The 26,832-nt window shown below is 33.9% G+C and carries 19 protein-coding genes and 1 pseudogene; 11 read left to right on the forward strand and 9 right to left on the reverse strand.

What is annotated here, in order from left to right:
• Window positions 1–179: 179 nt before the first annotated feature.
• The 3 genes from B3C18_RS13895 to B3C18_RS13905 all read left to right on the forward strand — a co-directional run bounded on the left by B3C18_RS13895 (window position 180) and on the right by B3C18_RS13905 (window position 3,339).
• Complete coding sequence (locus B3C18_RS13895) at window positions 180–941, forward strand: exodeoxyribonuclease III (RefSeq protein ID WP_291147764.1); 762 nt, start codon at window positions 180–182, stop codon at window positions 939–941.
• A gap of 143 nt (window positions 942–1,084) precedes the next feature.
• Window positions 1,085–2,029 carry an OmpA/MotB family protein gene (locus tag B3C18_RS13900; RefSeq protein ID WP_291147766.1) on the forward strand — a complete coding sequence of 315 codons (945 nt, stop codon included), beginning with the start codon at window positions 1,085–1,087 and terminating at the stop codon, window positions 2,027–2,029.
• Window positions 2,030–2,301: 272 nt separating this feature from the next.
• Window positions 2,302–3,339: an NADP(H)-dependent aldo-keto reductase gene (locus B3C18_RS13905; protein ID WP_291147768.1), complete on the forward strand. Its 1,038-nt coding sequence runs from the start codon at window positions 2,302–2,304 to the stop codon at window positions 3,337–3,339.
• Between the two features lie 110 nt (window positions 3,340–3,449).
• On the opposite strand, the gene B3C18_RS13910 is transcribed toward B3C18_RS13905, so the two are convergent.
• From B3C18_RS13910 to B3C18_RS13925, 4 genes are all read right to left on the reverse strand, one after another.
• Window positions 3,450–5,084 (reverse strand): DUF4139 domain-containing protein, encoded by a 1,635-nt coding sequence (locus B3C18_RS13910; protein WP_291147770.1) that lies wholly within the window; start codon window positions 5,082–5,084, stop codon window positions 3,450–3,452.
• Window positions 5,085–5,145: 61 nt separating this feature from the next.
• Window positions 5,146–5,769, reverse strand: coding sequence for a murein L,D-transpeptidase catalytic domain-containing protein (locus tag B3C18_RS13915; protein ID WP_291147772.1), 624 nt, complete (start codon window positions 5,767–5,769; stop codon window positions 5,146–5,148).
• A 22-nt stretch (window positions 5,770–5,791) separates the two neighbouring features.
• Window positions 5,792–6,952: a vWA domain-containing protein gene (locus B3C18_RS13920; protein WP_291147774.1), complete on the reverse strand. Its 1,161-nt coding sequence runs from the start codon at window positions 6,950–6,952 to the stop codon at window positions 5,792–5,794.
• 110 nt (window positions 6,953–7,062) lie between these two features.
• A complete protein-coding gene (locus tag B3C18_RS13925) occupies window positions 7,063–8,040 on the reverse strand; it encodes an SIMPL domain-containing protein (RefSeq protein WP_291147776.1) in 978 nt (325 codons plus the stop codon).
• Between the two features lie 147 nt (window positions 8,041–8,187).
• Between B3C18_RS13925 and B3C18_RS13930 the strand changes: the two genes are divergently transcribed.
• The gene (locus B3C18_RS13930) at window positions 8,188–10,011 is read left to right on the forward strand and encodes a tetratricopeptide repeat-containing sensor histidine kinase (RefSeq protein WP_291147778.1); all 1,824 of its coding nucleotides are present in this window, start codon (window positions 8,188–8,190) and stop codon (window positions 10,009–10,011) included.
• Complete coding sequence (locus B3C18_RS13935) at window positions 10,008–10,757, forward strand: LytR/AlgR family response regulator transcription factor (RefSeq protein WP_291147780.1); 750 nt, start codon at window positions 10,008–10,010, stop codon at window positions 10,755–10,757. The genes B3C18_RS13930 and B3C18_RS13935 overlap by 4 nt, the downstream gene beginning before the upstream one ends.
• A gap of 312 nt (window positions 10,758–11,069) precedes the next feature.
• Here B3C18_RS13935 and B3C18_RS13940 read toward each other — a convergent pair whose 3' ends face one another.
• The 5 genes from B3C18_RS13940 to panC all read right to left on the reverse strand — a co-directional run bounded on the left by B3C18_RS13940 (window position 11,070) and on the right by panC (window position 17,016).
• Window positions 11,070–13,034 (reverse strand): transglycosylase domain-containing protein, encoded by a 1,965-nt coding sequence (locus B3C18_RS13940; protein ID WP_291147782.1) that lies wholly within the window; start codon window positions 13,032–13,034, stop codon window positions 11,070–11,072.
• Window positions 13,035–13,054: 20 nt separating this feature from the next.
• Window positions 13,055–14,416 carry a DNA repair protein RadA gene (gene radA / locus B3C18_RS13945; RefSeq protein ID WP_180856066.1) on the reverse strand — a complete coding sequence of 454 codons (1,362 nt, stop codon included), beginning with the start codon at window positions 14,414–14,416 and terminating at the stop codon, window positions 13,055–13,057.
• The gene (locus tag B3C18_RS13950; protein ID WP_291147786.1) at window positions 14,416–15,570 is read right to left on the reverse strand and encodes an alpha/beta hydrolase; all 1,155 of its coding nucleotides are present in this window, start codon (window positions 15,568–15,570) and stop codon (window positions 14,416–14,418) included. Before B3C18_RS13950 ends, radA begins: the two co-directional genes overlap by 1 nt.
• Window positions 15,571–15,772: 202 nt before the next feature.
• Window positions 15,773–16,123, reverse strand: a complete 351-nt coding sequence (panD, locus tag B3C18_RS13955; protein ID WP_053473997.1) for an aspartate 1-decarboxylase — start codon at window positions 16,121–16,123, stop codon at window positions 15,773–15,775.
• Window positions 16,124–16,137: 14 nt separating this feature from the next.
• A complete protein-coding gene (gene panC, locus B3C18_RS13960) occupies window positions 16,138–17,016 on the reverse strand; it encodes a pantoate--beta-alanine ligase (RefSeq protein WP_291147789.1) in 879 nt (292 codons plus the stop codon).
• Window positions 17,017–17,094: 78 nt separating this feature from the next.
• Here panC and B3C18_RS13965 point away from each other — a divergent pair, with 78 nt between their 5' ends.
• The 6 genes and pseudogenes from B3C18_RS13965 to B3C18_RS13990 form a co-directional block, all read left to right on the forward strand.
• Entirely contained in the window at window positions 17,095–17,901 is an 807-nt protein-coding gene (locus tag B3C18_RS13965; RefSeq protein WP_056199861.1) for a glycogen/starch synthase, read from the forward strand.
• A 21-nt stretch (window positions 17,902–17,922) separates the two neighbouring features.
• Complete coding sequence (locus B3C18_RS13970; RefSeq protein ID WP_291147792.1) at window positions 17,923–19,557, forward strand: DUF4270 domain-containing protein; 1,635 nt, start codon at window positions 17,923–17,925, stop codon at window positions 19,555–19,557.
• Between the two features lie 7 nt (window positions 19,558–19,564).
• Complete coding sequence (gene glmS / locus B3C18_RS13975) at window positions 19,565–21,415, forward strand: glutamine--fructose-6-phosphate transaminase (isomerizing) (RefSeq protein ID WP_291147794.1); 1,851 nt, start codon at window positions 19,565–19,567, stop codon at window positions 21,413–21,415.
• A 316-nt stretch (window positions 21,416–21,731) separates the two neighbouring features.
• Window positions 21,732–24,560, forward strand: coding sequence for a TonB-dependent receptor domain-containing protein (locus B3C18_RS13980; protein ID WP_291147796.1), 2,829 nt, complete (start codon window positions 21,732–21,734; stop codon window positions 24,558–24,560).
• A gap of 69 nt (window positions 24,561–24,629) precedes the next feature.
• On the forward strand, window positions 24,630–26,219 hold the full coding sequence (locus B3C18_RS13985) for a G-D-S-L family lipolytic protein (protein WP_291147798.1): 1,590 nt from the start codon (window positions 24,630–24,632) through the stop codon (window positions 26,217–26,219).
• Between the two features lie 235 nt (window positions 26,220–26,454).
• Window positions 26,455–26,832, forward strand: a pseudogene (locus B3C18_RS13990) (F0F1 ATP synthase subunit beta); the annotation flags it as partial.

The raw sequence follows: 26,832 nt of genomic DNA on the forward strand, positions 1-26,832 counted from the left end.
ACTCCGTACTTCTCAACATTTATTGCCTTTGCAACTTCTTTCGCGGTAACTAAACCCATGTACTATTTTTAATTTATTAGAGCAGCGAACAAAGATAACAAAAAACTCTACTTTTCCTTTATTCAATTACAAACTTTCCTCTTTTTTATTACATTTGGAATCCTTAAAAAAATATCCAGATGAAAATTATTTCTTATAATGTAAACGGAATTCGTGCTGCAATTACTAAAGGTTTTATAGAATGGCTCCAAGCAGCAAGCCCAGATGTTATTTGCCTTCAGGAGATAAAAGCTACTCAGGATCAGATTCCTGTAGAGGCAATAACGGCTGCCGGCTATCCGTATCAATATTATTATCCAGCAACAAAAAAGGGGTATAGCGGTGTTGCAATATTATCTAAAATAGAACCTAAAAAAGTAGTTTATGGAACCGGAATTCATCATATGGATTTTGAAGGCAGAAACTTACGTGCTGATTTTGATGATGTTTCGGTAATGAGTTTATATCTACCGTCTGGAACTAACATCGAAAGATTAGATCATAAATTTATGTTTATGGATGATTTTCAAACGTACATTAACGAATTGAAATTGACGCTTCCAAATCTTATTATTTGCGGTGATTACAATATTTGTCACGAAGCAATTGATATTCATGATCCGGTTCGTAACAAAACCGTTTCAGGATTTTTACCTCAAGAGCGTGCCTGGCTGGATAGTTTTATGAAGTCTGGTTTTATTGACAGTTTCCGTCATTTTAATAAAGATCCGCATCATTATTCATGGTGGAGTTACCGCGCAGGAGCAAGAGGAAACAACAAAGGCTGGCGTATCGATTATAATTTAGTGAGCGAAGTAATGGGTCATCGTTTAAAACGTGCCGTTATTCTTCCAGATGCTATACACTCAGATCATTGTCCGGTTTTAGTTGAAATTGAATAAAGTTTGGTATTGTTCTTGTTGAGAGAACTGCGGTTCAAAGATTTAAATACACATTCCACTAAAACTATGAACATTTTGGAATTTGGAATTTAAAAATTTAGATATTAGAATAATTAACGCCCCAAATAAAAAACAAAAGTAAAATGATTAAAAAAGCCTCCATTGGATTAGTAGTTCTGGCATTGTCTGCAACTTCTTGTGTATCCAAAAAGATTTACAATGATCTTGAAACTAAATATTCAGATCTAAAAAAAGAAAATCGTTCTATCGCTGACGAAAATGCTGACTTAAAAACAGCAAAAAATCAGTTAGAATTAGACCGTGATAAACTAACAAAAGATTTATCGGCAACAAAAGATGAACTTGCAAAACAAAAAGCGGATTTAGCTGCTGAGCAAAGAAAATACAAAGTGTTGCAGGATTCTTATAATGCATTAGAGAAAAACAGCAATGACGCATTAGAAAGCAATATGGCTAAAAACCGTGATTTGCTTGCTCAATTAGAAGCAAAATCTAAAAAACTGGCTGATGAACAAGCAAGTTTGGATAAAACAGCAAATCGTTTAAAAGAACTTGAAGCTATGATCGCTGCAAAAGAAGAAGCAATGCGCAAGCTAAAAGAAACTTTATCAAAAGCACTAACTGGTTTTGAAGGTAAAGGTTTAACAGTAGAACAGAAAAATGGAAAAGTGTATGTTTCTATGGAAAACAAATTACTTTTTAATTCAGGAAGCTGGGCTGTTGGAACAGAAGGTAGAAGAGCCGTTGTTGAACTTGGAAAAGTTTTGGGAGATAATCCGGATCTTTCGGTTCTTATCGAAGGACATACAGATGATGATCCATACGCTGGTTCTGGACCAATTGCAAACAACTGGGATTTATCTACTAAAAGAGCAACTGCAATTGTAGCTATTTTGAGCGAAAACAATAAAATCAACAAACAAAAACTTACAGCAGCAGGAAGAAGCGAATTTTCTCCTTTGGCAAGTAACACCACTCCAGAAGGAAAAGCTAAAAACCGTAGAATCGAAATCATCTTAACACCAAGATTAGATGAAATTGCTGAAATGCTTAATAGTATTAATTAAGGTGCTAAGGTTCTGAGGGACTAAGATGCTAAGATTTTTAAAAAGGGTTCAAAGTAAAACTTTGAACCCTTTTTTTTATTCCTGCAAGGTTTTCAAAACCTTGTAGGTTTAAGTTTGTTGAGAAATAATAATAATACCTACAAGGTTTTGAAAACCTTGCAGGAAACGCTGGCATAAAAATCTTGTACTTTTTTTAACCTTTGTCAAATTTAGATTTGTAAAATCCCTTTGTACCTTTGCGCCTCTTCAACTTTGAACCTATAAAGAAAAAAATGAAATACACTACAATCCCAAACACAGATATAAAAGTTAGTAAAATAAATCTTGGAACCATGACTTTTGGTCAGCAGAATACAGAAGCTGAAGGCCATGCCCAAATGGATTATGCACTTGAAAAAGGCGTAAACTTTTTTGATACAGCCGAAATGTATTCTGTTCCGGCACGTGAAGAAACTTACGGAAGCACAGAAAAGATCATCGGAACATGGTTTAAAAAATCAGGAAATCGTGATAAAGTTATTTTAGCTTCTAAAATTGCGGGACCAAACCCGAATTTTACTTATATGCGAGAAAAAGCAGATTTTTCTCCGGCAAGTATTAAATATGCTTTAGAAAACAGTTTAAAACGTCTTCAGACAGATTATATTGATTTGTACCAAATGCATTGGCCGGAACGTAAAACGAATTATTTCGGACAGCGTGGTTTTAATGGTCATGATGATGCGTGGGAAGATCATTTTAGAGAAATCCTCGAAACGTTTGACGGATTAATTAAAGAAGGAAAAATTAAACATATTGGGGTTTCAAACGAAAATGCGTGGGGAATGATGCGTCTTTTAGAAGAAAGCAAATATCAAAACCTTCCAAGAATCAAAACCGTTCAAAATCCGTATAATTTATTGAACCGTCTTTTTGAAGTAGGCTCTGCCGAAGTTTCAAAATATGAAAACGTTGGTTTATTGGCTTATTCGCCTTTAGCATTTGGAGTTTTAACGGGTAAATTTTTAACTGGCGAAGCACATCCAAATGCGAGAGTTAATCTTTTTCCGCAATATACACGTTACAAAAGCGAACAATGTACACAGGCAACAAAATTGTATCTGGAAATTGCTAAAAAACACGGATTAACGTTAACTGAATTAGCAATGGGATTCGTTTTGCAGCAACCATTTTTGACAAGCGCCATTATTGGTGCCACAACAATGGAACAGTTAAAAGAAAACATTGCCACAATTGATGTCGTTTTATCAAAAGAAATTATAGCCGAAATCAACCACGTTCAGGCAATAATTCCAGATCCGGCACCGTAACACAAATGTCAGCCTGAGCGAAGTCGAAGGCTTTTTAAAACACGAATTCCACAAATTTTCACGGATTGATCTGTGTTAATTTGTGGAATTCGTGTTTAAATGTTATTTGCTTATAAGTTCAAAGTCTGATCTTTTGGATATTTCACTTTATAACTAATTCTGAATTTCTTAGTTTCATTTGGTTTCAACTGCAATTGCCAGGTTAATATTCCGGTTTCGGCATTTACTTTTGCCGAATCACTCTGCAATAATTCTACTTCAATATCTTTATTTGTAGTCAACGGATATTGATCTTTCAACAGCAATTCAACCGCTTCTTTTTTATTATTTCTTACCGTAATATCAAAAGTAAAAGTCTGTTCTTTTTTGGCAGATAAAAACTTAGTTCCCGATTTATCAGCCACTTTTTCACGCTTGATAGATACTTTTTTATCGCGTCCCATACTCAGGTTCAAAGTATCGCTGGTTTGATTCGGTTCTATAAATGTTTTACCAACATACATTCCTTCAAAAATAATATTCGCTTCGCCTCGCAGTAAATTGTATTTACTGTAGTCTGCAATTTCAGCAAGTAAAAAAGCATCATTTTCCACTTTTGGAACAGCATAATATTTATACGTTGCCGGAAGTTTTATTTCTTTTAAAGATACGCTGTGAATTTTTCCATTCGATAAAATATCATACGGAATATCGATATCAAAAGAAATATTAAGCTGGTTTTCTGCAACAGTTGTGTAATTCGAAACAGATGATTCTGCCAGGACTGGTGCAGCCATTTCCATTTCGTTACTTGCTTTTTTATCTTTAAAAACTCTTCCTTGTATCTGATTCCTTATTCCATAAGCAGAAGTAGTAATAACTTGATCATTATATACCTGATTCGCCAGAAACCAAGAACTCAATATTGGCGCTTGATTATTCTGATTTGGATAACCGCTTGAAAGAGTCAGTTTTACTTTTTTCCAGTCTATTCCTGTATTTTGCACCACTTGTGCTTTGTACATCATATTAATTGGCGCCGCAACACTTTCGGTACGCAAATCATAAAAAGGAGACCAGGAAGCATTATTGGTTAAATAAGATATTTCTAAAGGAACCGGCCCGGCTACACTATTCATAACCTGAACAATCAGTTTTCCAGATGAAGTTTTTTCTTCTTTACTTGTATCAACTTCAAGTTTGTTGTTCAGCTTTTGAAGCGTTTCATCCAGTTTTTGCTTTTTCTCCGTCAGCGTATTAATGTTGTTGGCAATTTCTAATTGTTTGCTTTTGTAATAATCCACCATTTTCATTAATTCGGCAACATTTAATCCAGAATTTACGCCGGAAATTTGTTGGTTTTTATCTAATAACTGAATGGTTTTTGATTCAGAATTGATAGTATTATTTACTTTCAAAATTTCCTTTTGAACCAAAATAATACTGTCGCGAACTCTTTTCAATAAAGGCGATTTCGGATCAGTTTCATATTCTGAAATATAATTATTAGTAAACTGAACGGACAGAACCGTTACACTTGCCGGCGTACCAATTTGGATAGAACTTTCATTTAAATTTACAGCCACATTTTTAACTACAATTTCGCTTGTTCCTAACGGTAAAGTTATACTTGCAGTTTGAGAAATTTCGGCAGCATTAAAATATACCGTTGCCGCTTTTACTTTTGCAGTTGTAAAAATTGGTTTTTGCGCAAAGGCAAAAATGCCTAACAATAATAAGAGCGCAGTTGCTTGTTTTTTAATCATCGGAGTATAATTTAAAGTGTTTTATATAAGTATAGATGACAAAAAGGACTGAAAGGTTGGTTTAATAATACATTACTAAAAGAATTTTCTTTTTAGAACGATCAATCATTTTTTCGATTACGCCAAAAAACTTTTCGTTAACCATTGGGCATCCCAAGCTATTGCAAATAGGATTTGTTTGTTCTTCAAAAGGAATATCTACATATTTGTGGAGGACAATATTTCGGTCAAAAGCATTACTATTGGTTTTGTCTAAACCGTATAATTTGTATGCTTTTCCAAAAGTTCCAAAATAAGAATTACCAATTGCATATTTGCCAAGCGAACTGCAATTAGAATCTTTGGTATTGCTAAATTTTAGTTTTCCGTCAATTCCGGTTTCAGATCCGGAACCGTGACCAACTAAGCCTTTGTGGAGTATTTTGTTGTGTTTTAAATCATAAACAAAAAACCGGTTTTTTCCAGATTCAATCCTCATATCTAATAAGAAGACAACATTTGAATTGTATTTAGGAGTTTTCCCCAAAAAAATCCTAATCTCAGTTATCTCACTTTTTAGTTTCTCTTCGTAGGAGTAAACCGGTTTTGAACTTTTTATGATTTCTGGCTTTTCTGCCTTATTGTTACAGGCAAAACTCAAGCCAAAAATGCTCAGCAAAAGCAAAAAGAATATTTTCTTTTTCATGTTTCAGGATTTGCAGTACGATTTATTTCTCAACCGTATAACCTTTCACTTTTGCAAAAGAAACTATCGAAGTATTTATCGTGTTGCCAAGATCGTCTTGCTTTTTAGTTTTCTTAGCTTCGGTATCAATATAAGCCTGACGTTTTTTTGCCAATACACTAATCTCTTTTTGAATCGTTTCTCTTTCCTTCGTTTTCTCGGCTACAATTTTTTGCAATTCTTCAGTCGATTTACCCTGAAGTTCAACAGGAAGTTCTTCTTTTTTAATTTTCGAAAGTGCCGCCGCATCATCTTTTGTTTTATCGACTAAATCCCAGCTTTCATTTTTATAAACCGCTTTTGATTTGCTCACAGCGCGATCGGTATAATTCGCTTTTGAAACCTTTTTTGCATTTTGATCCTGCATAACCTGATTCATTTTTTTTGCTTCGCCTTTAGAACCATAATTAATGTAGGTTTTGTTTATTTTTTCATCGCATTTAGTGATTTCATCGTCATAAGGCGTTGCAATATATTCTACAGATTGATTGGCATCAATATTAAAATATTTCCCTTTTCCGATGTCAGCACCATCTTTCCAAAATATGTTTATACCTTCTGTTTTATTACCGCAGAAAATCGTGTTTACATAAATATCATTTTTTAGAGCACTGCTGATCGCTTCTTTATAGCTGATTTTTCCTTGATTGAATCCTTCGTTTCCGGCAATGTAAATCAGTTTCATGCTGTTGTTCTCGTTTGCCCATTTTAATTCTTTTGTCGCATCCTGAATTACTGCGCCGCAATATTCATTTCCGCCGTTGGTTCTAAGCGCAAATAATTGTTCCGAAATCAAATCTAAATCTGTTGAAAGCGGCGTAATTTGTCTGATGTAATTTGATTTTTCTGATAAACCGCTATTTCCATATTCATACAAAGCAATTTCGATATCTGGAGTTTTTCCTTCGTATTTTAAAGTCGTTAAAGTATTCACGATATTCCATAATCTCGATTTGGCCTGATCAATTAATCCTTCCATACTGCTTGATGTGTCCAGTAAAAGTGCTACTTGTATTTTAGTTGCTGCAGCCGAAACTGGTTTTTCAATTTTAGTTTTGTTTTTCGGATTTGCATTAGCTGAATTATAGCCGGCAATAGAAAACGCAGTAGCAAAAAGCGCGGAAATAAAAAGATTTGATTTCATAATTTTAGTTTTAATTGGATGATTACAGATCAAACTTAGAAACTAAAAACGCGCGTTTTTTGAACAAATGGTGAAACGGTATTTTGACTTGGTGAAATGCTTCTGCCAGATTAATGAATTGTTCTGGCTGTACTCGTATTCAATGTTTTTAAATCACCATTTGCAGTCACCAGAATAAATTCTTTCTCAGTTTTATCTGCTTTTAAAGGTTGTTTCTTTTCTCTGCTAATCGCCATTTTAACCTCATATTGTACTTGAATAACAGGTTCTAAAACAGTAGGATTAATTACAAAATCAAACTCTTTATTAAATACAGGCTGATAATAAAGTGTAACAGATTTACTAAGCTGATTAACGTTTGCTGCTTTTTTTAAGTTTAAAGAAGAACCATTGTAAGCCTCATACGATTTGTACATTTCTACCGGAACATTTACGATATAATCATCTGTAATTCTTTTTTCGGCATTTATAAATGTTTCGCCGAGCAGTTCCTGATAGTTTTTAATTTTTTCCTGAACCAAAAGTTTTGCTTTTAGCATCATATCTCTCTTAATCGTTTCTAATGTATTAGAGAAATAATCCACTCGTACCAAATCGTATATTTCATTATTGGATAAAATGGAAATAAATTCATTAAGCTGATTTGGATCTGAAAATTTGATATGAATGTTTTTCTTCAACTCAAATCCTGCCGGAACTTCATTGTAAGTTTTACGATTAAAAAGTTTTTTCTCGGCTTCATATTCATAAGCAGGCACAAACGAAATCATGTCAACAAAAGTCTCAACGCCTTTTTTAAGTTTAATGGCATTGAGCGACTGCGTAATTCGTTGATCAATTAATTCATTTACTTCCTTAGTGGTTTTACCCGTTTGAGTTACGCTAAAAATGGCCGTGTAAGCATCTGCTTTGATATTGGCAAGCCCTTTAACGCTTACCACAATATCACCATTTGAAGGAAAATCGGTGTCGATCGTATTGTCGTTATTATAAGATTGCTGATTTTGATAATTGACATTTCCTGAAGCCTGACCAATTATAAATGAAGAAGATAATACAGTTAAAAATGTAAAGAATAGTTTTTTCATGATTATAGTTTTTAAGAATTAGTGGTCAAATGTATTGATCGAAAAAACGTATTTTTGACAGAATGGGTCAACAGGGCATTTGACTTGGTGAAAAATATAGGATAGGAATTTGAAATTAGGTTACTTTACATTTCTAAATTACATATTGTGAAACGTCATTTATTAATTGGTTTTGGTCTGGTTTTTTTTGTGTTATTGTTTCCACAGGGTACAATAGCGCAGGAAGCTTCTGTGCAGAAAAGTGAAAAGAGCAAACAAGTCAAAATCAGTAAAGCCGCCGACGATTTATCTAAATCATTAGATGAAAATGATGAATCAAAAATTGCTCAGAATTATGAAAGGCTGGCGAATGAATTTTTAAATAATGGTGATAATGCCAAAGCCGAAGAATATTTTAAAAGAGCATTAAACAGTTATACCAAATTAAAACTAACCGAAGATAAAACCCGTGTAACCCGAAGTTTGGCCAAAACACAGGAAAACCAAAAGAACTTTGATTCGGCAATTAAAAATTATGAAGTTGCAGGTTCATTGGCAAAAGATGTTTCTGAAGAAAAGATAAATTTAAACGATGCGAACCGACTCAAAAATCAGTCGAATCCGGAGAGTCAAAAGGGTTATGTAGATTCTAATATCGAATTACTGAAAAAAGAAAAGAAAAGCCAAGAAGTTACCGATGCGTATGTACAAAAAGCACAAAATTCATTAGACTTAAAAGATAAAAAGGTTGCGATTGAAAGCTATAAAAAAGCATTAGTGTATGCAAAAGATAAACCCGAAGCTGTAATTAAAATCAAAAATGAAATTGCAAAAGTGTATGCCGAAGACAATCAGTTTGATAAAGCCGTAACGATAAACGAAAAGCTGCTTGCCGAAGCCAAAACCAATAAAGATTATAATACTGAAATAAAACAATTGCAATCGCTGGCGTCACTTTATTTTCAAAAATCAGAAGCTGAAAAAGCAATTTCATCGTTGAAACAAGCGTATGATTTATCGTTTCAAAAAGGAAATTCGGCGGAAGCCAAAAAAAGTTTATCATCATTAATTAAATACTACAAAACAAAAGGCGAGGATAAAGAAAGTATGGCGTTATACGAGCAGTTTTTTGAAAACTTCGAAAAGCTGATTCATTCTGATACGACTTTAATCGATGCCAAAACGTTTCAGATTACCGAAGATAAAATTCGTCAGTTAGAAAAAGAAAAAACGTTGAAAGACGAGTTGATTTCAAAGAAAAACACCTTCAATTATTTTCTGATTGGTTCGGTAATTTTACTGCTGCTTTTATTTACGTTTATTTCGAAAGCATTGTATTCCATCAGAATAAAAAATAAAGAAATCGCTTTGCAGTCTTTGCGTCGTGAAATGAACCCGCATTTTATTTTCAATAGTTTGAATAGCGTCAATCAATTTATATCTGAAAATAAAGAACTGGAAGCCAATAAATACCTGACTTCGTATTCGAATTTGATGCGAAATATGATGGAAAATTCCAATAAGGATTTTATTTCTTTGGATAAAGAAGTCGAACAGCTTAAGAAATATCTGGATTTAGAACATTTGCGTTTTGAAGATAAATTTGATTTTGAAATTATGGTAGATGATTCGCTGGATGCTGAAAGGGTTTTTGTTCCGAATATGATTATCCAGCCGCATTTAGAAAATTCAATTTGGCACGGATTGCGATATTTAGACCAAAAAGGATTTTTATCGCTTCGTTTTAATTTTAAAAACGGAAAAATTATTGTTACTATTGATGACAACGGAATTGGTTTAACCAAAAGCCGCGAACTCAAAACAACAAACCAAAAAATCTACGAATCCCGCGGTTTGAACAATACAAAAGAGCGAATTGATCTTTTGAACGAATTGTACAAAAAGAACATTTCGTTTAATATTTCGGAGAAAGAAGGAGCAGAGAAGGGAACTATTGTTGAAATTGTTTTTCCACTAATTGACAAAATATGATGACGCTTCAAAAAATAAAAAGTGTAATTGTCGAAGATGAACTTGCCGCGCGCGAAGTGCTTAAAAACTATTTAAGCAAATACTGTCCGCAAGTTGAGGTTGTGGGCGAAGCTCAAAATATAAAAGAAGCTGTTCCGCTGCTTCATGAAGTGAAACCGCAATTGGTTTTTCTGGATGTCGAAATGCCTTTTGGAAATGCTTTTGATGTTTTGGAAGCGTGTAAAGATTTACATTTTGAAACCATATTTGTAACCGCTTTTTCTGAATATTCGCTGAAAGCTTTGAATCAGAGTGCGGCATATTATCTGCTAAAACCCATAAGCATTGAGGAATTAATTGTTGCCGTAAATAAAGTACAGCATCAGATAATGAACAATGAAATTTTCAACCGAAATAAAATCATCGTAGAAAACTTTCACGAACAAAAACCGGAAAAACAGCAAGTTATTCTGCCAACGCTCGAAGGTTTTGAAGTCGTAAAAATGGAAGAAATCGTCCGTCTTCGCGGTAACGGCAACTTCACCGATTTATATCTCCATAACGGAAGTAAAAAAATGGTCTGCCGATTTTTAAAACATTTTTCAGAGATTTTGCCATTGCCTTTTATTCGTGTTCATAAGTCGCATATTATTAATATGAATTGTGTGAAATCGTATAATAAAGGCGGGATTGTCACGCTCAATGATGAAACTGAAATTGAGGTTTCATCGACGTATAAAGAAGAGTTTTTAAAGAATTTTAGGTAGTTTGGGTTTTGCTACGAAGGCACTAAGGCACAAAGTTTTTTCTAAGCTTGATGTTATAATTTCGCAAAGTCGCGAAGTTCAAACTTTTAAATTTAATAGCGTCCAGCTTTAGCTGGATGGCAACATAAATGCCAAATCAAAGGGCTTTAGCCAAACTTTTATTAGTTTGGCTAAAGCCCTTTTTAACTCAATTTTATTCCCCCTAGCTGAAGCTAGGGGCTATTGAAAAAACTTTTTGACTCTGCATGTTTGTGCGCAAATTCCGCAAACTTTAATAAAAACTTTGTGCCTTAGCGCCTTCGTGGCAAATACCTACAAATCAAATTCCTCATCAGTAGATAAAGAATCATTTTTAACCGCAGTTGAATCCGGAGCTTTGATTTTTATTAACGAGCGCGCATTTCCTGAAATATAAACAGGAAGCTGACCAATTGTATCTTCAGGAATTAAAAGACCACGACGGAACATCAAATTCTTCAGGAATTTTTGATTTTTCAATGCATAATCTTTCAAATTACCTTCATCATTAAATTGATACATGAATTTTCTTGGTTTCGGAATAATCGTTGCTAAGTACAAACATTCATCAACATTTAAAGCCGACGGACTTTTTTGGAAATAGAAATGACTCGCTTCACCAATTCCATAAACATTTGGTCCCCATTCGATAATGTTGAAATAAACTTCCAGCATTCTTTCCTTGCTTACAATTCGGTTATTTTCTAAAATGTAAACTAATAAGATTTCTTCCAGCTTTCGCGAAAGCGTTTTTTCTCTAGTAAGGAAAACATTCTTAATCAACTGCATGCTGATTGTACTCGCGCCGCGTGAGAATTTTTTAGTTCTAATATTTTTTAGAATCGATTGTTTGAAAGCTTCATTTATAAAGCCACGATGTGAGAAAAACGACGGATCTTCGGTTGTTAAAACACATTTTCTTAAATATGGAGAAATTTGATCTAAAGGCGTATAATTTGGATTCGCATTTCCAACCAAAACTGGTCTTTGCAATACATTTTGAATAATCGCGCGATAGACAAATTCGCCGTTTAATTTATTTAAATCAGCTTCGCCATATTTCGTAATTCGTAAATCTTCTTTGTTTAGTTTGCTGTCAAAAACAAGTGTGTTTGGTTTGTTTTTGTTGAATTTGAAATCCAATTTATAATCGAAATTTCCGGTTGCCTGCATTCCCTGGAAATGTGTAAACAAACCATCAGGAAGCGAAACAATAAAATCCTGCGCATTCATTTTCGGAATATCTACTTTTAAAGTATAAACCGTATCTTTTTCAGTATTGTATGAAATGTAAGGGCGTAGTTTAATTTTATTCAACGTCATTGACGAAGTGCTGTCAATTGAAATAAAATCATCGCCTAATAAAAATCTATAATCAAAACGTGCATTTTTTATAACGACATCTTTACTGGCAATTTTTGGATGATTGATTTTTAGGTTTACGATAGAAGTAAACCCGTCAAGATGAAATTCGCTTCCGCTTTTGTCAATATTTTCAACGTTTAAACGAATAGAATCAAAACTTGCTTTTAAGCCATATCGTTCATCAAGATACGGAACACGAATGGCTCCGGTATCTAAATTAAAAAATCGAATATCAGCTTTTTGATTTCTTGGGTCTGCAAATCCTTTTAAGTTCCAGCGTTGATCAAAATCTTTGCTTTGGACATGAATACTGGTTTCGAGTTGTTTGTTGTTTAAAACCAGTTTATTGATTGCTACAGCAGTTTTTTTGCCGTTATCGTCAATTTTGAATTGGAAGTTATCCAAATTCATATCGGTCGGAACCAAATTGAGCAGTTTTGAAATAATGCGATAGGCAAAAGCACCATATTTTCTTTTTTCGCTTTTTTCAGAATCGTCGCGGTCTCTTTTTAAGAAAGCATCGAAGTTGCGAATTTTCCCTTTTTTTACTAATTGAATATAACCATTGTCAACTTTTAGAGTTCCAAGCTGAACATCACCAATTAATAAATTACTTAAACTGACGCTGGTTTCAATGTTTTTGATTTTTAAAAGTGTATCGGCATTTTTGGGAACCAAAACAACATCGGTAAGTTTGATGCTTGATAAACCATTAAAAGAAGCATCTTTTATTGAAAAATCACTATTATAATCAACAGCCATTTTGTGAGTTACTTTTGCAATGGCCTGTTTTAAAAGTGAATTGCGGAAAAAGTATAATCCGATGCAAAGCAAAACTACTATTACAGCCAGTATTTTTAAAGCTTTGAATATTTTTTGTTTTGGAAAATTCATAGTGGTATTTTTATCAAAAATCAACCAAAAAGAATACTCGCGACATCTTCAATTTTTGCCACAAGTTCAATCTTGATTCCAGTATTTTTTAAAGCAATTTTGTTGTATTTAGAAACAAAGATAGTGTCAAAGCCTAATTTTTCAGCTTCCTGAATTCTTTGATCAACACGGTTTACAGGACGAATTTCTCCAGAAAGTCCCACTTCACCGGCAAAACAAAAACCTTTTCCAACCGGAATATCTTCGTTTGATGATAAAATAGCGGCAACAACAGCAAGGTCAATTGCAGGATCATCAACAGAAATTCCTCCGGTTACGTTTAGGAAAACGTCTTTTGCGCCTAAACGGAATCCGGCTCTTTTTTCTAAAACTGCCAAGATCATATTTAGTCTTTTTGCGTTGTAACCTGTTGTGCTTCGTTGCGGCGTTCCGTAAACTGCGGTACTTACCAAAGATTGAATTTCGATCATTAACGGACGCATTCCTTCAAGCGTTGTAGCAATTGCGGTTCCTGATAATTCTTCGTCTTTGTGCGAAATCAAGATTTCTGACGGATTGCTGACTTCTCTCAAACCGCTTCCAAGCATTTCATAAATTCCAAGTTCAGAAGTGGAACCGAAACGGTTTTTTAAGGAACGTAAAATTCGGTAAATGTGATTTCTGTCGCCTTCAAACTGCAAAACGGTATCAACCATGTGTTCCAAAATTTTTGGTCCGGCAATATTTCCGTCTTTGGTAATATGGCCAATTAAAATAACCGGGATATTCGTTTCTTTGGCAAACTTGATCAATTCGGCAGTAGTTTCTCTAATTTGAGAAATACTTCCGGCAGTTGATTCAATATAATCAGTATGTAAAGTCTGAATCGAATCGATGATTACGATTTCAGGCTGAATGGCTTCAATTTGTTTGAAGATATTTTGCGTTTTAGTTTCCGTTAAAATATAGCAATTATCGCTATTTGGCGTTATTCTTTCGGCACGCATTTTTATCTGTTTCTGGCTTTCTTCTCCAGAAACATATAAAGTTTTATAAGGTAATTTTAATGAGATTTGAAGTAAAAGTGTACTTTTTCCAATTCCCGGTTCTCCGCCCAAAAGCGTTAAAGATCCCGGAACAATTCCGCCTCCTAAAACACGATTCAATTCCCCGTCGGTAGTATCCATTCGGATTTCCTGAGCCGAATCGATTTCATTTATTTTTAAAGGTTTCGGTGCTTTGCTTGTTGAGGTTGGTTCACTTTTCCATGCTGCTTTTTCCTGCTTCTGAATTATTTCTTCGGCAATTGTATTCCATTCTTTGCACGCGTTGCACTGTCCCTGCCATTTAGAATACTGGGTCCCGCAATTTTGACAAAAAAAGGAAGTTTTAACTTTTGACATTATTTGGTTTTTTTAGCAAGCGTATTCATTTCGTCAATTTTCTCATACATCAAATCTTTATTCAAATCGCCAATTGGCTCCATTTGTGAAGCATTTTGGTATTTTTTTGAAGCATGTTTAGGATCGCCCATTTTTTCATACATCAAGCCTAATTCATATTCTCCTAACATGGCTTTTGGATAATTTACGTTTCCAATTTCGGCCATTCTTCCTAATTCGTCGTAGGCATTTCTTTTTAAAATAATATTTTCAATTACTTTAAAGTCACTCATTCTAACAGGAATCTGAACTCCTAGAACTTCAGACATATCGCTGTATTTTTTTTGCAAATAATCAGCATAACCTGTTTGAAGAACTGCAATTTTGTCGTTAAATTCGGCAGAATTTATCGGTCTGTATATATCAAAAATCTGATATAATGCACTCGGAATAGAATGTAAAACTTCAGTATAATGTGTTGCGCCTTTAAATACTTCGTATTTATAATTCACTAACGGATTATTTGCGATTTTAATATTTCCAGCCAATTTTTCAATCGGTTCTTTTATTTTCTTGATATCGCCTTCTCCGGCAGAAAGATAATAGAATATTGGTTTTTGTATTTTGGCAAATTTTTCAGCGATACGGACTTCCATTTTTGGAGCAAGTTCCGGGCTCAAACAAATGTATGCATTAAAAAGAGGTTCTTCTTTATAAAGATAAAAGTTGGCAAAACTTGCTGTTACATCATGACCTGCAATAATTCTGAAAGGTGATGTACGGTATTTTTTCTCTACATACGGAATTAGCTCTGAACCAATAAATTCGAAAAATTTTGCTCCTTTCTCAAAAGGTAAACCTTCGTTTTGATCAATTGTGGTATCGTCGTAACGTTCTTCATCTTTATTTTGATGAATACCTATGATAATCATCTCTGGAATATCGTCCCAATAATTACCATAACTTACAGCTCCGGAAAACGGATCAAACAAATAATCACCATCTAATAAATATAAAACAGGATATTTTTTATCTGATTTTGCATCGTAAGAAGGGGGAAGTCCAATTGTTATTCTTCTTTCTTCTCCTAGTTTTTCGGATTGAATATTGTCAAATTTTTTCTGGGAGAATACAGAAATGGAAATTAATGTAATGAGTAGGTAAACTTTTTTCATGATTTGTGGCATTTCAGTGAATTAAAAAGTATTCGAAATAGTGTAGCAATATACTATTTTATTTGCTTTTTGTTATTTGGGGTTGTAAAAAAAGCAATGATTTCTTACGGTTAATAAATTTTCGATTTAGGCAAAAGAAAATCTGTTTGTACAAAAATATTTTTGACAAATTTCACACGTAAATAAGAAAGGAAATGTGGTTTTATGTTAACGAATTATCGTTTTCATTTGGGAAAATGATCCACGGTTTGAAGGTTTTAGCTTCTTCAAAATCCAGTGTCGCATAAGAAATGATAATAATAATGTCGTCTTTTTGAACTTTTCGGGCAGCAGGTCCATTCAGGGTAATTTCGCCTGAATTTTTTTCTCCCTTAATGGCATAAGTTTCAAAACGTTCTCCATTATTAATGTTAACAATAGCTACTTTTTCGCCTTCAATAATGTTTGAAGCCTCCAGTAGAGTTTCATCAATAGTAATACTGCCAATATAATTTAAATCAGCTCCAGTAACTTTTACTCGATGAATTTTTGATTTTATAACTTGAATTTGCATGGAGCAAAGGTAATTTAATTTAATGAAATGGTGTCTATCAGTCTTATAGAATTAACAAATACCGCTATAAACGCACGGTATTTTTTATCGTTTGTTTTGTGATCGATAGGTAATAATGTCGATTCATCAGCAATGACGAAATATTCGAGGTCAAATCTTTCGTTGTCTTTAAAAGAATCTTCAACAAATTTTATGGTTTCTTCAGGTGTACTGTTTTGGAAGATTTCTTTGGCTTCAGTTAAAACTTTATAGATTATCGAAGCTTCTTTTCTTTCTTCAGCAGTTAGTCTTTCGTTTCTGGAACTCATTGCCAAAAGATTGTCTTCTCTAAAAATTGGACAACCAACAACGTTTACAGGTAAATCATTTTTCTCAACCAGTTTTTTAACAATTTGAAGCTGCTGAAAATCTTTTTCGCCAAAATAAGCATTGGTTGGCGTAACGATTTCGAACAAACGTTTTACGATTGTTCCAACACCGTTAAAATGACCCGGACGGAATTTTCCTTCCATCTGATTTTCTAAACCGTCAAAGTCAAAAGACTGCGAAATAGTCTGCCCTTCGTAAATATCATCGACAGAAGGAGCATATAAAATTATTTTGTCACTTAAACCTCTCATTTTCTTAACGTCTTCTTCAAGAGTTCGAGGGTATTTTTCAAGATCTTCGGGATTGTTAAATTGCGTTGGATTTACAAAAATACTTACAACAGTGTCGTCATTTTCTTTAAGTGAACGTTGCATTAAAGCCAGATGCCCTTGGTGTAAAGCTCCCATGGTTGGGACAAATCCTATAGTCGAATTTGCGGTTTTGATAGTTTTTAAATAAGCTATCAGAGCTACTTTACCGTAGAAAATATGCATGGCGGTATTATTAAAATTTAGTGCAAACATAATATATTAGTTATAAACTGCATAAATTTTTGTAATTTTGCGACGTTTTTATTACCAAAAATTAAGTAAAATACTATTATGAAAGATAAGAGGATATTATACGTATCATCTGAAGTCGTGCCTTATTTGGCTGAAAATGAGGTTTCTTTAATGTCTTATGACGTTCCTAAAATGATTAACGATCAGGGAGGTCAGATAAGAATTTTCATGCCAAGATATGGAAATATCAACGAAAGAAGACATCAATTACATGAAGTGATCAGGCTTTCAGGGATGAATTTGGTAGTGAATGATTTAGATATGCCATTAATTATCAAAGTAGCTTCAATTCCGAAAGAAAGAATTCAGGTTTACTTTATTGATAATGATGAATATTTTAAACGTAAGGCCACTTTTGCAGATGAAGAAGGGGTTTTATATCCAGACAACGACGAGCGTGCGATATTTTTTGCAAAGGGAGTTGTTGAAACTGTAAAAAAATTAAATTGGGTTCCGGATATTATCCATGTTCATGGATGGCTGGCGGCGATGCTTCCAATTTATATGAAACACTATTATAAAAATGAGGCTTTGTTTAACGATACAAAAATTGTTACCTCAGTTTATGGTCAGTCTTTTGATGAAAATTTAGATTTAGAAATGATAAACAAGGTTAAATTTGATGGTGTTCCGCACGAATCAATTTCTGATCTTGAAACTCCAAATTACGAAAATGTCTTAAAGGCCAGCATATTGCATTCTGATGCTGTCATTATTGCATCAGAAAATGTTTCTCCAAGTTTAACAAAATTTATAGAATCTTCAGGAAAACCTTTTTTACCTTTCGCCGCGAAAGATGCATTCGCTGAAGCGTATACAAATTTCTATAAAACTATGGGTCTTTAAATTTTAACTATTAATACGAATATGTACAATACTTCTTTTATTAAGAAAATTCTATTAGCTGCAACAGTTGTTTTTTTATATTCTTGCGACAAAGATTTTAATGCGATTGGTGATGATTTAATTGGTGATGATCATTTTGGATTGGAATCTGAAAAATATGATGTTATAGCTTATAATCAAGAAGTAACTCCAATACAATCAAATTCTTTAGCAATTAATGCTTTAGGGATTTATGATAATCCGGTTTTTGGTACCACTACTGCAAATTATAATACACAGGTAGGACTTGCTGCTTATGGAGTAGCAGTTGGAGACGCACCTGTAATTGATAGTGTAACTGTTAATATACCTTATTTTAGTCACGTTACAGGTATTGATGCTGATACTGGAAGGAATAAGTATGAACTTGATTCTATTTATGGAAGTACAGGAGGTTTATTAAAATTGGGAGTTTATGAGTCTAAATATCTAATGAGAAGTTCTTATTATGATAATGGCAATCAATTAGCACAGCTTTATTATAATGATCAAAATAGCGATTTTGATACTAATAAAGGAACCTTATTGAATGATGATGCTAACGAATTTCAAAATAATAAATTCTATTTTAGTTCTAAGGAAACTACAGAGGTAACAAAAGATAAAGATGGTAAAGATGTTAAAACGTATACATCGCCAGCGATGCGCTTAAAATTAAATAAGGCATTTTTCCAAACTAAGATTTTAAACGCTGCAAAAGAAAAACTTTCTGCTGCTGATGTATTTCAGGAATATTTTAGAGGCTTGTATTTTAAGGTTGAAAAATCTGCAACCAAACCTGATACTAATATGGCATTAATGGATTTTTCTAAAGGAAAAATTACAGTTTATTACAAAGCAAAAACAGATATTACAACCGATGCTGATGACGTAAAAGAAGACAGAACTTTAGTGATAAACTTAACCGGAAGTAATGTTAATCTTTTTCAGGATGTTAAAGATGCCGCGTATCAAAATGCGATAAGTAGCCGTAATATGACTACGGGTGATGACAGGCTTTATTTAAAAGGTGGTCAGGGATCTCTTGCCATTATAGAACTTAAAGATTTTGGCTCTAAATTAGAAGAAATTAGAAAAAACGGATGGCTGGTAAATGAAGCTAATCTGGTCTTTACTATTGATGCTGCAAAAATGGCAGTTAAAAAGACTGATAATCTGGAAGCTCAAGAACCTAAAAGGGTATATTTATATGACTTTACAAATAATATACCGATTTTAGATTATAGTGCAGATGGAAGCTCAAGTATAACTAGTGACCCGAGAATGTCGAAAGTTATTTATGGAGGAATAATTAATGTTGATGCAACTACAAAAAGAGGAACTACTTATAAAATTAGGATAACAAACCATATTCGTAATATTATAAAAACAGCAACAGCAACTAATGTTAAATTAGGATTAGTTGTTATAGATGATATAAGTGCTGTAACATCAAACAAACTGAAAAATAGAATTCTATTGAACCCAAGTACAAATGAATATTTTTCAGAAGCACCGAGAGCATCAGTTATGAATCCGTTAGGTACGATATTATATGGTAATAATATACCTGCCGGTAATGCGGATTACGATAAAAGATTGAGGCTTGAAGTTTACTACACGAAACCAAATAAATAAGTAATATATGTGTGGAATTGTTGGATATATCGGCCATAGAGAGGCCTATCCTATTGTTATCAAGGGCTTAAAGCGGCTTGAGTACAGAGGATACGATAGTGCCGGCGTTATGTTGTATGATGACGAATCAGGTATAAAAGTTTGTAAAACAAAAGGTAAAGTTTCAGATCTTGAAGCTAAAGCTAATGAAGGTTTTACAATTAATGGAAATATTGGAATTGGACACACTCGCTGGGCTACCCACGGTGTACCAAATGACGTGAACTCGCATCCTCATGTTTCTAATTCTGGAGATTTAGTAATCATCCATAATGGAATTATTGAGAATTATGCACCGCTTAAAGAAGAGTTAATTAAGCGTGGATACACTTTTAAATCTGATACGGATACAGAAGTTTTAGTAAACTTGATTGAAGAAGTTCAGAAAAATGAAAAAATTAAACTTGGTAAAGCAGTTCAGATTGCTTTAAATCAAGTTGTTGGAGCATATGCAATTGCTGTTTTTGACAGAAAAAATCCAAACGAAATTGTTGCTGCAAGACTAGGTAGTCCATTAGCAATTGGAGTAGGTGAAGGAGAATTCTTTATTGCTTCAGATGCTTCTCCGTTTATTGAGTATACTGCAAATGCGGTATATTTAGAAGATGGTGAAATGGCTAATATCAGACTGCACAAACCTCTTAAAGTAAGAAAAATTAAAGACGACTCTTTAGTAGATCCTTATATTCAGGAACTTCAATTGAATTTGGAGCAGATTGAAAAAGGAGGTTATGATCATTTCATGCTAAAAGAAATCTACGAACAGCCAAGCGTAATTAAAGACACGTACAGAGGAAGACTTCATGCAAATGAAGGAATTGTTCAAATGGCTGGTGTTGAAGATAATCTGGAGAAATTCTTAAATGCTAAACGAATTTTAATTGTTGCTTGTGGAACTTCATGGCACGCAGGTTTAGTTGCTGAGTATATCTTTGAAGAATTTACACGTATTCCGGTTGAAGTAGAATACGCTTCCGAATTTAGATATAGAAATCCAATCATAAATAAAGATGACGTTGTAATTGCTATTTCTCAATCTGGAGAAACAGCAGATACTATGGCCGCTATTAAATTGGCTAAAGAAAACGGAGCTTTTGTATTTGGAGTTTGTAACGTTGTAGGTTCATCTATTTCAAGAGAAAGTCATGCAGGTGCTTATACGCACGCAGGACCGGAAATTGGAGTGGCTTCTACAAAAGCTTTTACAACTCAAATCACGGTTCTTACCATGATTGCTTTACGATTAGGAAAAGCAAAAGGAACTTTGTCAAATCCTGATTTCCATGCTTACTTACAAGAATTAGAATTAATTCCTGAAAAAGTGGCTGAAGCATTAGAAACAAATGACAGAGCAAAAGAAATTGCTGCTAAATTTAAAGATGCTCCAAACTGCCTTTATTTAGGTAGAGGATATAATTTCCCGGTAGCATTAGAAGGAGCTTTAAAACTTAAAGAGATCTCTTATATTCATGCAGAAGGTTACCCAGCTGCTGAAATGAAACACGGACCAATTGCTTTAATTGATGAGCAAATGCCGGTTATTGTAATTGCGCCTAAACAAGGTCACTACGATAAAATTGTAAGTAATATCCAGGAGATCAAATCTAGAAGTGGTAAAATCATAGCCGTTGTTACAAAAGGAGATACACAGGTTCGCGAATTAGCCGATTATGTAATCGAAATTCCAGAAACTTCGGATGCATTGTCACCGCTTATTACAACAATTCCTTTACAATTGCTTTCTTACTATATTGCAGTTATGAGAGGATGTAATGTCGATCAGCCACGTAACTTAGCAAAATCTGTTACGGTAGAATAAATATTTTTTAAAATACAAATAATGTTAAAAAAGCGAGATTTAGGTCTCGCTTTTTTTATTTATCAAATTTTTTTTCTGAACCATGTATTTTTAGTAAATCCGCAATTTTTCTTTCAAATTTAATATGTATGCATAGTATTATGGTTTTTCGGGTTTAATAATTGATTTTTATCTAATAAAATCTATTACGAAATAGTTAAAATAGTTTTAAATATTGTGCTGAATATGAATTTTTTTTAACGTTTTTTTATTAATATTAAAAATATTTGTATTTTGGCTATTAAAACTAATAAGAACTAACCAAAAACTAACCCTAATGAGAGTCTACTTGCTAATTATGTTGTTTTTCAGCGGAATATCCTTCGCGCAGAATACAATTACAGGTTCTGTTACTGATAGTAACAAACAATCTATTCCCGGTGCTAATATCGTTGTATCTGGGAGTAGTACTGGTGTATCAACCGATTTTGATGGGACATTTAAGTTAACTACAAATGCTAAATTGCCTTTTTCAATAAAAGTTTCGGCAGTGGGATTTGAAGCTCAAACAATTAATGTAACATCTGCAAATCAAAAAGTAAATGTAATTTTAAAAGGAGAGGAAACTAAACTAGACGAGATAGTAGTTTCTGCATCAAGAACTCCTGAACGTGTTTTAGAATCTCCTGTTACAATTGAAAGAATGGGTATTCAGGATATTAAAAAAACAGCGTCTCCTTCTTTTTATGACGGTTTAGAGAATATGAAAGAGGTTCAGATGAATACGAGTAGTATGTCGTTTAAATCAATCAACACCAGAGGATTTGCTACAGTTGCCAATACTCGTTTTATGCAACTGGTTGACGGGATGGACAATTCTTCTCCGTTACTGAATTTTGTTCTTGGTAATATGATTGGAGTTTCTGAAATTGATGTTCAAAGTGTAGAGCTTCTTCCGGGTGCGTCTTCTGCTTTATATGGAGCGAATGCGTTTAATGGAATTTTGTTTATGACAAGTAAAAGCCCGTTTACTAATCAAGGGATTTCTACTTATTTTAAATATGGAGTTACTTCTCAAGAAGCGGCTGGCACAAACGAATATTATGATTTCGGTATTCGATTCGCACATGCTTTCAATAAATATTTTGCTGCAAAAGCAAACTTTACGTATATGCAGGCTACAGATTGGTATGCAACAAACTACGATGATAAAACTAGACCAGGTGTAGATAGATCGAATCCTGGTTATGATGGTATAAATGTTTATGGTGACGAGGCTTCAACAAACATAAAAGGAGTTGGACAAAAGTTAGAGTCAATGGGATTGATTCCTGCCGGAGCATCTAATCTTCTTCCAAATACAATTGTTAGTAGAACAGGATATAATGAGATAGATTTAACGAATAATAAAGCAGCGAATAAGAAAATTGACTTTTCTTTTCATGGAAGACCTTTTGGAGATGAAAGATTGGAGATTATCTGGCAAAGTAAATTTGGTACAGGAAATGCAGTTTACCAAGGTGCTAACAGATACTATCTGAACGAATTTTTTATGCAGCAGCATAAAATAGAATTTAAAGGAAAAAACTTTTTTGTGAGAGGATATACAACATCAGAAGATGGAGGACATTCTTATGATATGGTTTTTACAGGTATTAATGTAAATAGAAAATGGAAAGACGATAATACTTGGTTTGGTCAATATGCTGGAGCTTATGTTCAAGGTACTTTGGCTGGTATGACACCAGATCAGGCACACGCAGCAGGTAGAGCTACAGCAGATACGGGTCGTTTTTTACCAGGAACATCACAATTTAAAACAGCTTTTAATCAAGTTATAGACGATGAAAGTGTGCTTACAGGTTCAAAATTGGTTGATAATTCTAGAATTTATCATTCTGACGCAAATTATAATTTCAAAGATGAAATAAAATTTGCCGAAATTCAAGTAGGAGGTTCTTTTAGATTATATGAGTTGAATTCTCATGGAAGAATTTATACAGATGCAGATGGGCCAATTAATTATAATGAATATGGTGCTTACACACAAGTAATGAAAAAATTCATAGACGATAGATTAAAGTTTACAGGTTCTATTCGTTATGATAAATCAAAAAACTTTGACGGTAACATTTCACCGCGTTTATCTTTAGTGTATTCAGGCGGAGAGAGAAAAAATCATAATTTCAGAGGATCTTTCCAAACAGGTTTTAGAAACCCGTCAACTCAAGATCAGTACATCGGGTTTAATGTTGGAAGTGCAGTATTGCTTGGATCTGCTCCAGACAACTTGACAAGATTTAGTGAAACTTTTAATCTTAGTCCAGAAGGGCAGTCTTATACTGGTAGTCCAACGAAAGTTATGAATGGAGAAAATGCTTATGGTAATTCATACTTAGCAAGTTCTGTTAATGCGTTCTCGGCATTGGCAGGAAGTAACCCGGTTGCGGCGGCAGCTTTGTTAAAGAAATCTACGGCAAATTATGTGAAACCAGAAGAAGTTAAAGCTTTTGAATTAGGATATCGTTCTGTTTTTGATGGCTTGTCTGTTGATCTTAACGGTTATTATAATATTTACAATAATTTTATTGGTAATTTAAATGTAATTGCTCCTTATTATGGAACAGCACAGGATAATCCTAACCTTGCGGCTGGAACTGGTGATCCAGGCGTACAATCAATAAGAGCTATTCAAAATGGAGAATATAGAGTGTACCAATTATACACAAATTCAGATGTAGAAATACATTCATTAGGATTTGGAGTTGGTCTTTCTAAAAAAGTAGTTTCAGATTTTGAATTAGGAGTAAATTATAATTATGCTCAATTTGATTTTGATCAGGAAAAAGATCCAAGTTTCGAATCTGGTTTTAATACTCCAAAGCATAGAGTTAAAGTGTCTCTTGGAAATGAGAAATTATTCAAAAACTTCGGATTCAACGTTAGTGGAAGATGGAATAGCGAATACGAATGGGAATCTAGTTTCGCTGATGGCACAATTAAATCAGCTACAGTAATTGATGCACAGGTAAATTATGCAATTCCACAATTAAAATCGATAATAAAATTAGGAGCTGCTAACATTGGAGGTAAAGAATACTACCAAGTTATTGGAGCGGGATTAATCGGACAGCAGTATTTTGCTTCTTGGACAATCAATCCTTAAATTATAAATCAAATTCATTATTGTGTTTCTTGAAATGAAAAGAAACATATAATTATAAAAATATATATTATGATAAAAAATTTCAAATGGCTGTTATTGGTTTCGTTGACCTTTATGGCTTGTAATAGCGATGATGAAGTTGCTGAAGCAATAAATTCATCTGATGGATTGCCTTTGACTTCAGGAAGTGCAAATTTCACTAAATATGTTGCTTTAGGAAACTCTCTAACTTCGGGTTTTAGCGATGGTGCACTTTTTATAAAAGGGCAGGAAGGCGCATATACAAATGTATTGGCGCAGCAATTTAAGCTTGTTGGTGGAGGAGAATTTAAGATTCCGTATACGAGTGATAATGTTGGTGGACTGCTTTTTGGTGGTCAGGTAAACCCTGCTTTTGGTCCAAGATTATATTTAAATACAACTGTGTCGGCAAGTCATCCAAGTTCGACTGTTGACCCTGTAAGTGGAGCGAGTACAACTGAAGTGTTGAATCCTGCGGTAGCTGCGGCAGGTCCTTATAATAATACTGGGGTTCCAGGAGCAAAAAGTTTTCATTTATTGTCTCCAACTTACGGAGCTGCAGCTGGTTTAGCAAATGGAACAGCAAATCCATATTATGTGCGTTTTGCTCCAAATGGTACAACTTCTGTTTTAGCATATGCAATGAGCCAGTCTCCAACGTTTTTTTCTCTTTGGATAGGTAATAATGATGTTTTAGGATATGCTACAACTGGAGGAGACGGAACAAATCCAATAACTCCGGCTTCAGGAGCTCCTGGAGTTGGTTTTGATGGAACATATGGCGCACTTATTACAACCTTAACTTCTGCTGGAGCAAAAGGAGTTGTGGCTAATATTCCTTATGTAACTTCGATTCCTTTTTTCAAAACAGTTCCTTACAACCCTTTAACGGCTGCTGCAATAGGAAAAGGTAACGCAGCTCAAGGTACTGCGTTAATTACAGCCTTGAATGCTCAGTTATACGGTCCGTTAAAGCAAGCGCTTACTGTTTTTGGAGCAGGTTCAAGAATAAATTTATTGTCTGCAACTGCAGCAAATCCATTATTGATAAAAGATGAATCACTGCCAAATTTATCGGCGCAGCTAACAGCCGCTTTTACACCTAGTCTTGGTGCTCAAACAGCAGCTTTTTATGGTGCTATTTTCGGACAAGCGCGTCAGGCAACAGCTACTGATTTAATTCTTTTGACTACACAATCAGCTATTGGAACAGCTCCTACGGCTGCAAATTCAGGTTTGGGAATTGCACCCCCTGCTCCTCTAAATAACTTTGGAATTACATATCCTTTGCAGGATAAATATGTTTTGATTCCAACGGAAATTACAGAATTGAAAATAGCAACAGATGCATTTAATGCTACTATTAAATCTATTGCAGATTCAAAAGGATTGGCTTTTGTAGACGCAAATGCAATTATGAAACAAATTGATGAAGGAGGAATTTCTGTTGATGGTTATGTTATGAAATCAACTTTTGTTTTTGGTGGAACATTTTCATTAGACGGTATTCATCCTACTCCTAGAGGATATGCTTTTATTGCAAATAAATTCATTGAAGCAATTAATGCTAAATACGGTTCGAATTTGAAAGGGGTGTCTTTGGGTAATTATCCAATTTCATTTCCGAAATCATTATAATATACCATTTTTTTAATTAAGAAAGCCACTCGTTTTATAAAATGAAGTGGCTTTTTTATTTCGTTAAAAAATGATATAAACGACAGTTTAAAAGTCTGTTTTTATGAATCAAACAAAATCGTGCTATTTTTTATGAAAAAAAAATTGATTTTATATTTTAAAAAATTATCTTTGCGCTCTGAAAAAAGAGGTATTTTCGATAAACCTAAATAGCTATTTAATAAATACATAAGTAATGTCAAAAGTAATAGGAAAAGTTGCTCAAATCATTGGACCAGTAGTAGACGTAGTTTTCAACGGTAAAGATGTTGAACTTCCAAAAATTTATGATTCGTTAGAAGTCACTAAAAAAGATGGAACTTTATTAGTTCTAGAAGTACAATCTCACATTGGAGAAAACACTGTTCGTACAATCTCTATGGACTCTACAGACGGTTTGTCAAGAGGATATGAAGTAGTTGGAACTGGTAATCCAATCCAAATGCCAATCGGTCCAGATGTATATGGACGTTTATTCAATGTAATTGGAGATGCAATTGATGGTTTAGGAAACTTGCCAAAAACAGGAGAAAACGGTTTGTCTATTCACAGACAAGCTCCTAAATTTGAAGAT

This window comes from Flavobacterium sp. UBA7680 (assembly GCF_002482975.1).
GTDB lineage: Bacteria > Bacteroidota > Bacteroidia > Flavobacteriales > Flavobacteriaceae > Flavobacterium.

Coding starts and splice junctions, on each gene's coding strand:
- B3C18_RS13965 (WP_056199861.1), top strand. CDS start 17,095: ATGAAAGATAAGAGGATATTATACGTATCATCTGAAGTCGTGCCTTAT.
- B3C18_RS13970 (WP_291147792.1), top strand. CDS start 17,923: ATGTACAATACTTCTTTTATTAAGAAAATTCTATTAGCTGCAACAGTT.
- B3C18_RS13980 (WP_291147796.1), top strand. CDS start 21,732: ATGAGAGTCTACTTGCTAATTATGTTGTTTTTCAGCGGAATATCCTTC.
- glmS (WP_291147794.1), top strand. CDS start 19,565: ATGTGTGGAATTGTTGGATATATCGGCCATAGAGAGGCCTATCCTATT.
- B3C18_RS13950 (WP_291147786.1), bottom strand. CDS start 15,570: ATGAAAAAAGTTTACCTACTCATTACATTAATTTCCATTTCTGTATTC.
- B3C18_RS13910 (WP_291147770.1), bottom strand. CDS start 5,084: ATGATTAAAAAACAAGCAACTGCGCTCTTATTATTGTTAGGCATTTTT.
- B3C18_RS13895 (WP_291147764.1), top strand. CDS start 180: ATGAAAATTATTTCTTATAATGTAAACGGAATTCGTGCTGCAATTACT.
- B3C18_RS13985 (WP_291147798.1), top strand. CDS start 24,630: ATGATAAAAAATTTCAAATGGCTGTTATTGGTTTCGTTGACCTTTATG.
- B3C18_RS13915 (WP_291147772.1), bottom strand. CDS start 5,769: ATGAAAAAGAAAATATTCTTTTTGCTTTTGCTGAGCATTTTTGGCTTG.
- B3C18_RS13900 (WP_291147766.1), top strand. CDS start 1,085: ATGATTAAAAAAGCCTCCATTGGATTAGTAGTTCTGGCATTGTCTGCA.
- panC (WP_291147789.1), bottom strand. CDS start 17,016: ATGTTTGCACTAAATTTTAATAATACCGCCATGCATATTTTCTACGGT.
- B3C18_RS13925 (WP_291147776.1), bottom strand. CDS start 8,040: ATGAAAAAACTATTCTTTACATTTTTAACTGTATTATCTTCTTCATTT.
- B3C18_RS13905 (WP_291147768.1), top strand. CDS start 2,302: ATGAAATACACTACAATCCCAAACACAGATATAAAAGTTAGTAAAATA.
- radA (WP_180856066.1), bottom strand. CDS start 14,416: ATGTCAAAAGTTAAAACTTCCTTTTTTTGTCAAAATTGCGGGACCCAG.
- B3C18_RS13940 (WP_291147782.1), bottom strand. CDS start 13,034: ATGAATTTTCCAAAACAAAAAATATTCAAAGCTTTAAAAATACTGGCT.
- B3C18_RS13935 (WP_291147780.1), top strand. CDS start 10,008: ATGATGACGCTTCAAAAAATAAAAAGTGTAATTGTCGAAGATGAACTT.
- B3C18_RS13920 (WP_291147774.1), bottom strand. CDS start 6,952: ATGAAATCAAATCTTTTTATTTCCGCGCTTTTTGCTACTGCGTTTTCT.
- panD (WP_053473997.1), bottom strand. CDS start 16,123: ATGCAAATTCAAGTTATAAAATCAAAAATTCATCGAGTAAAAGTTACT.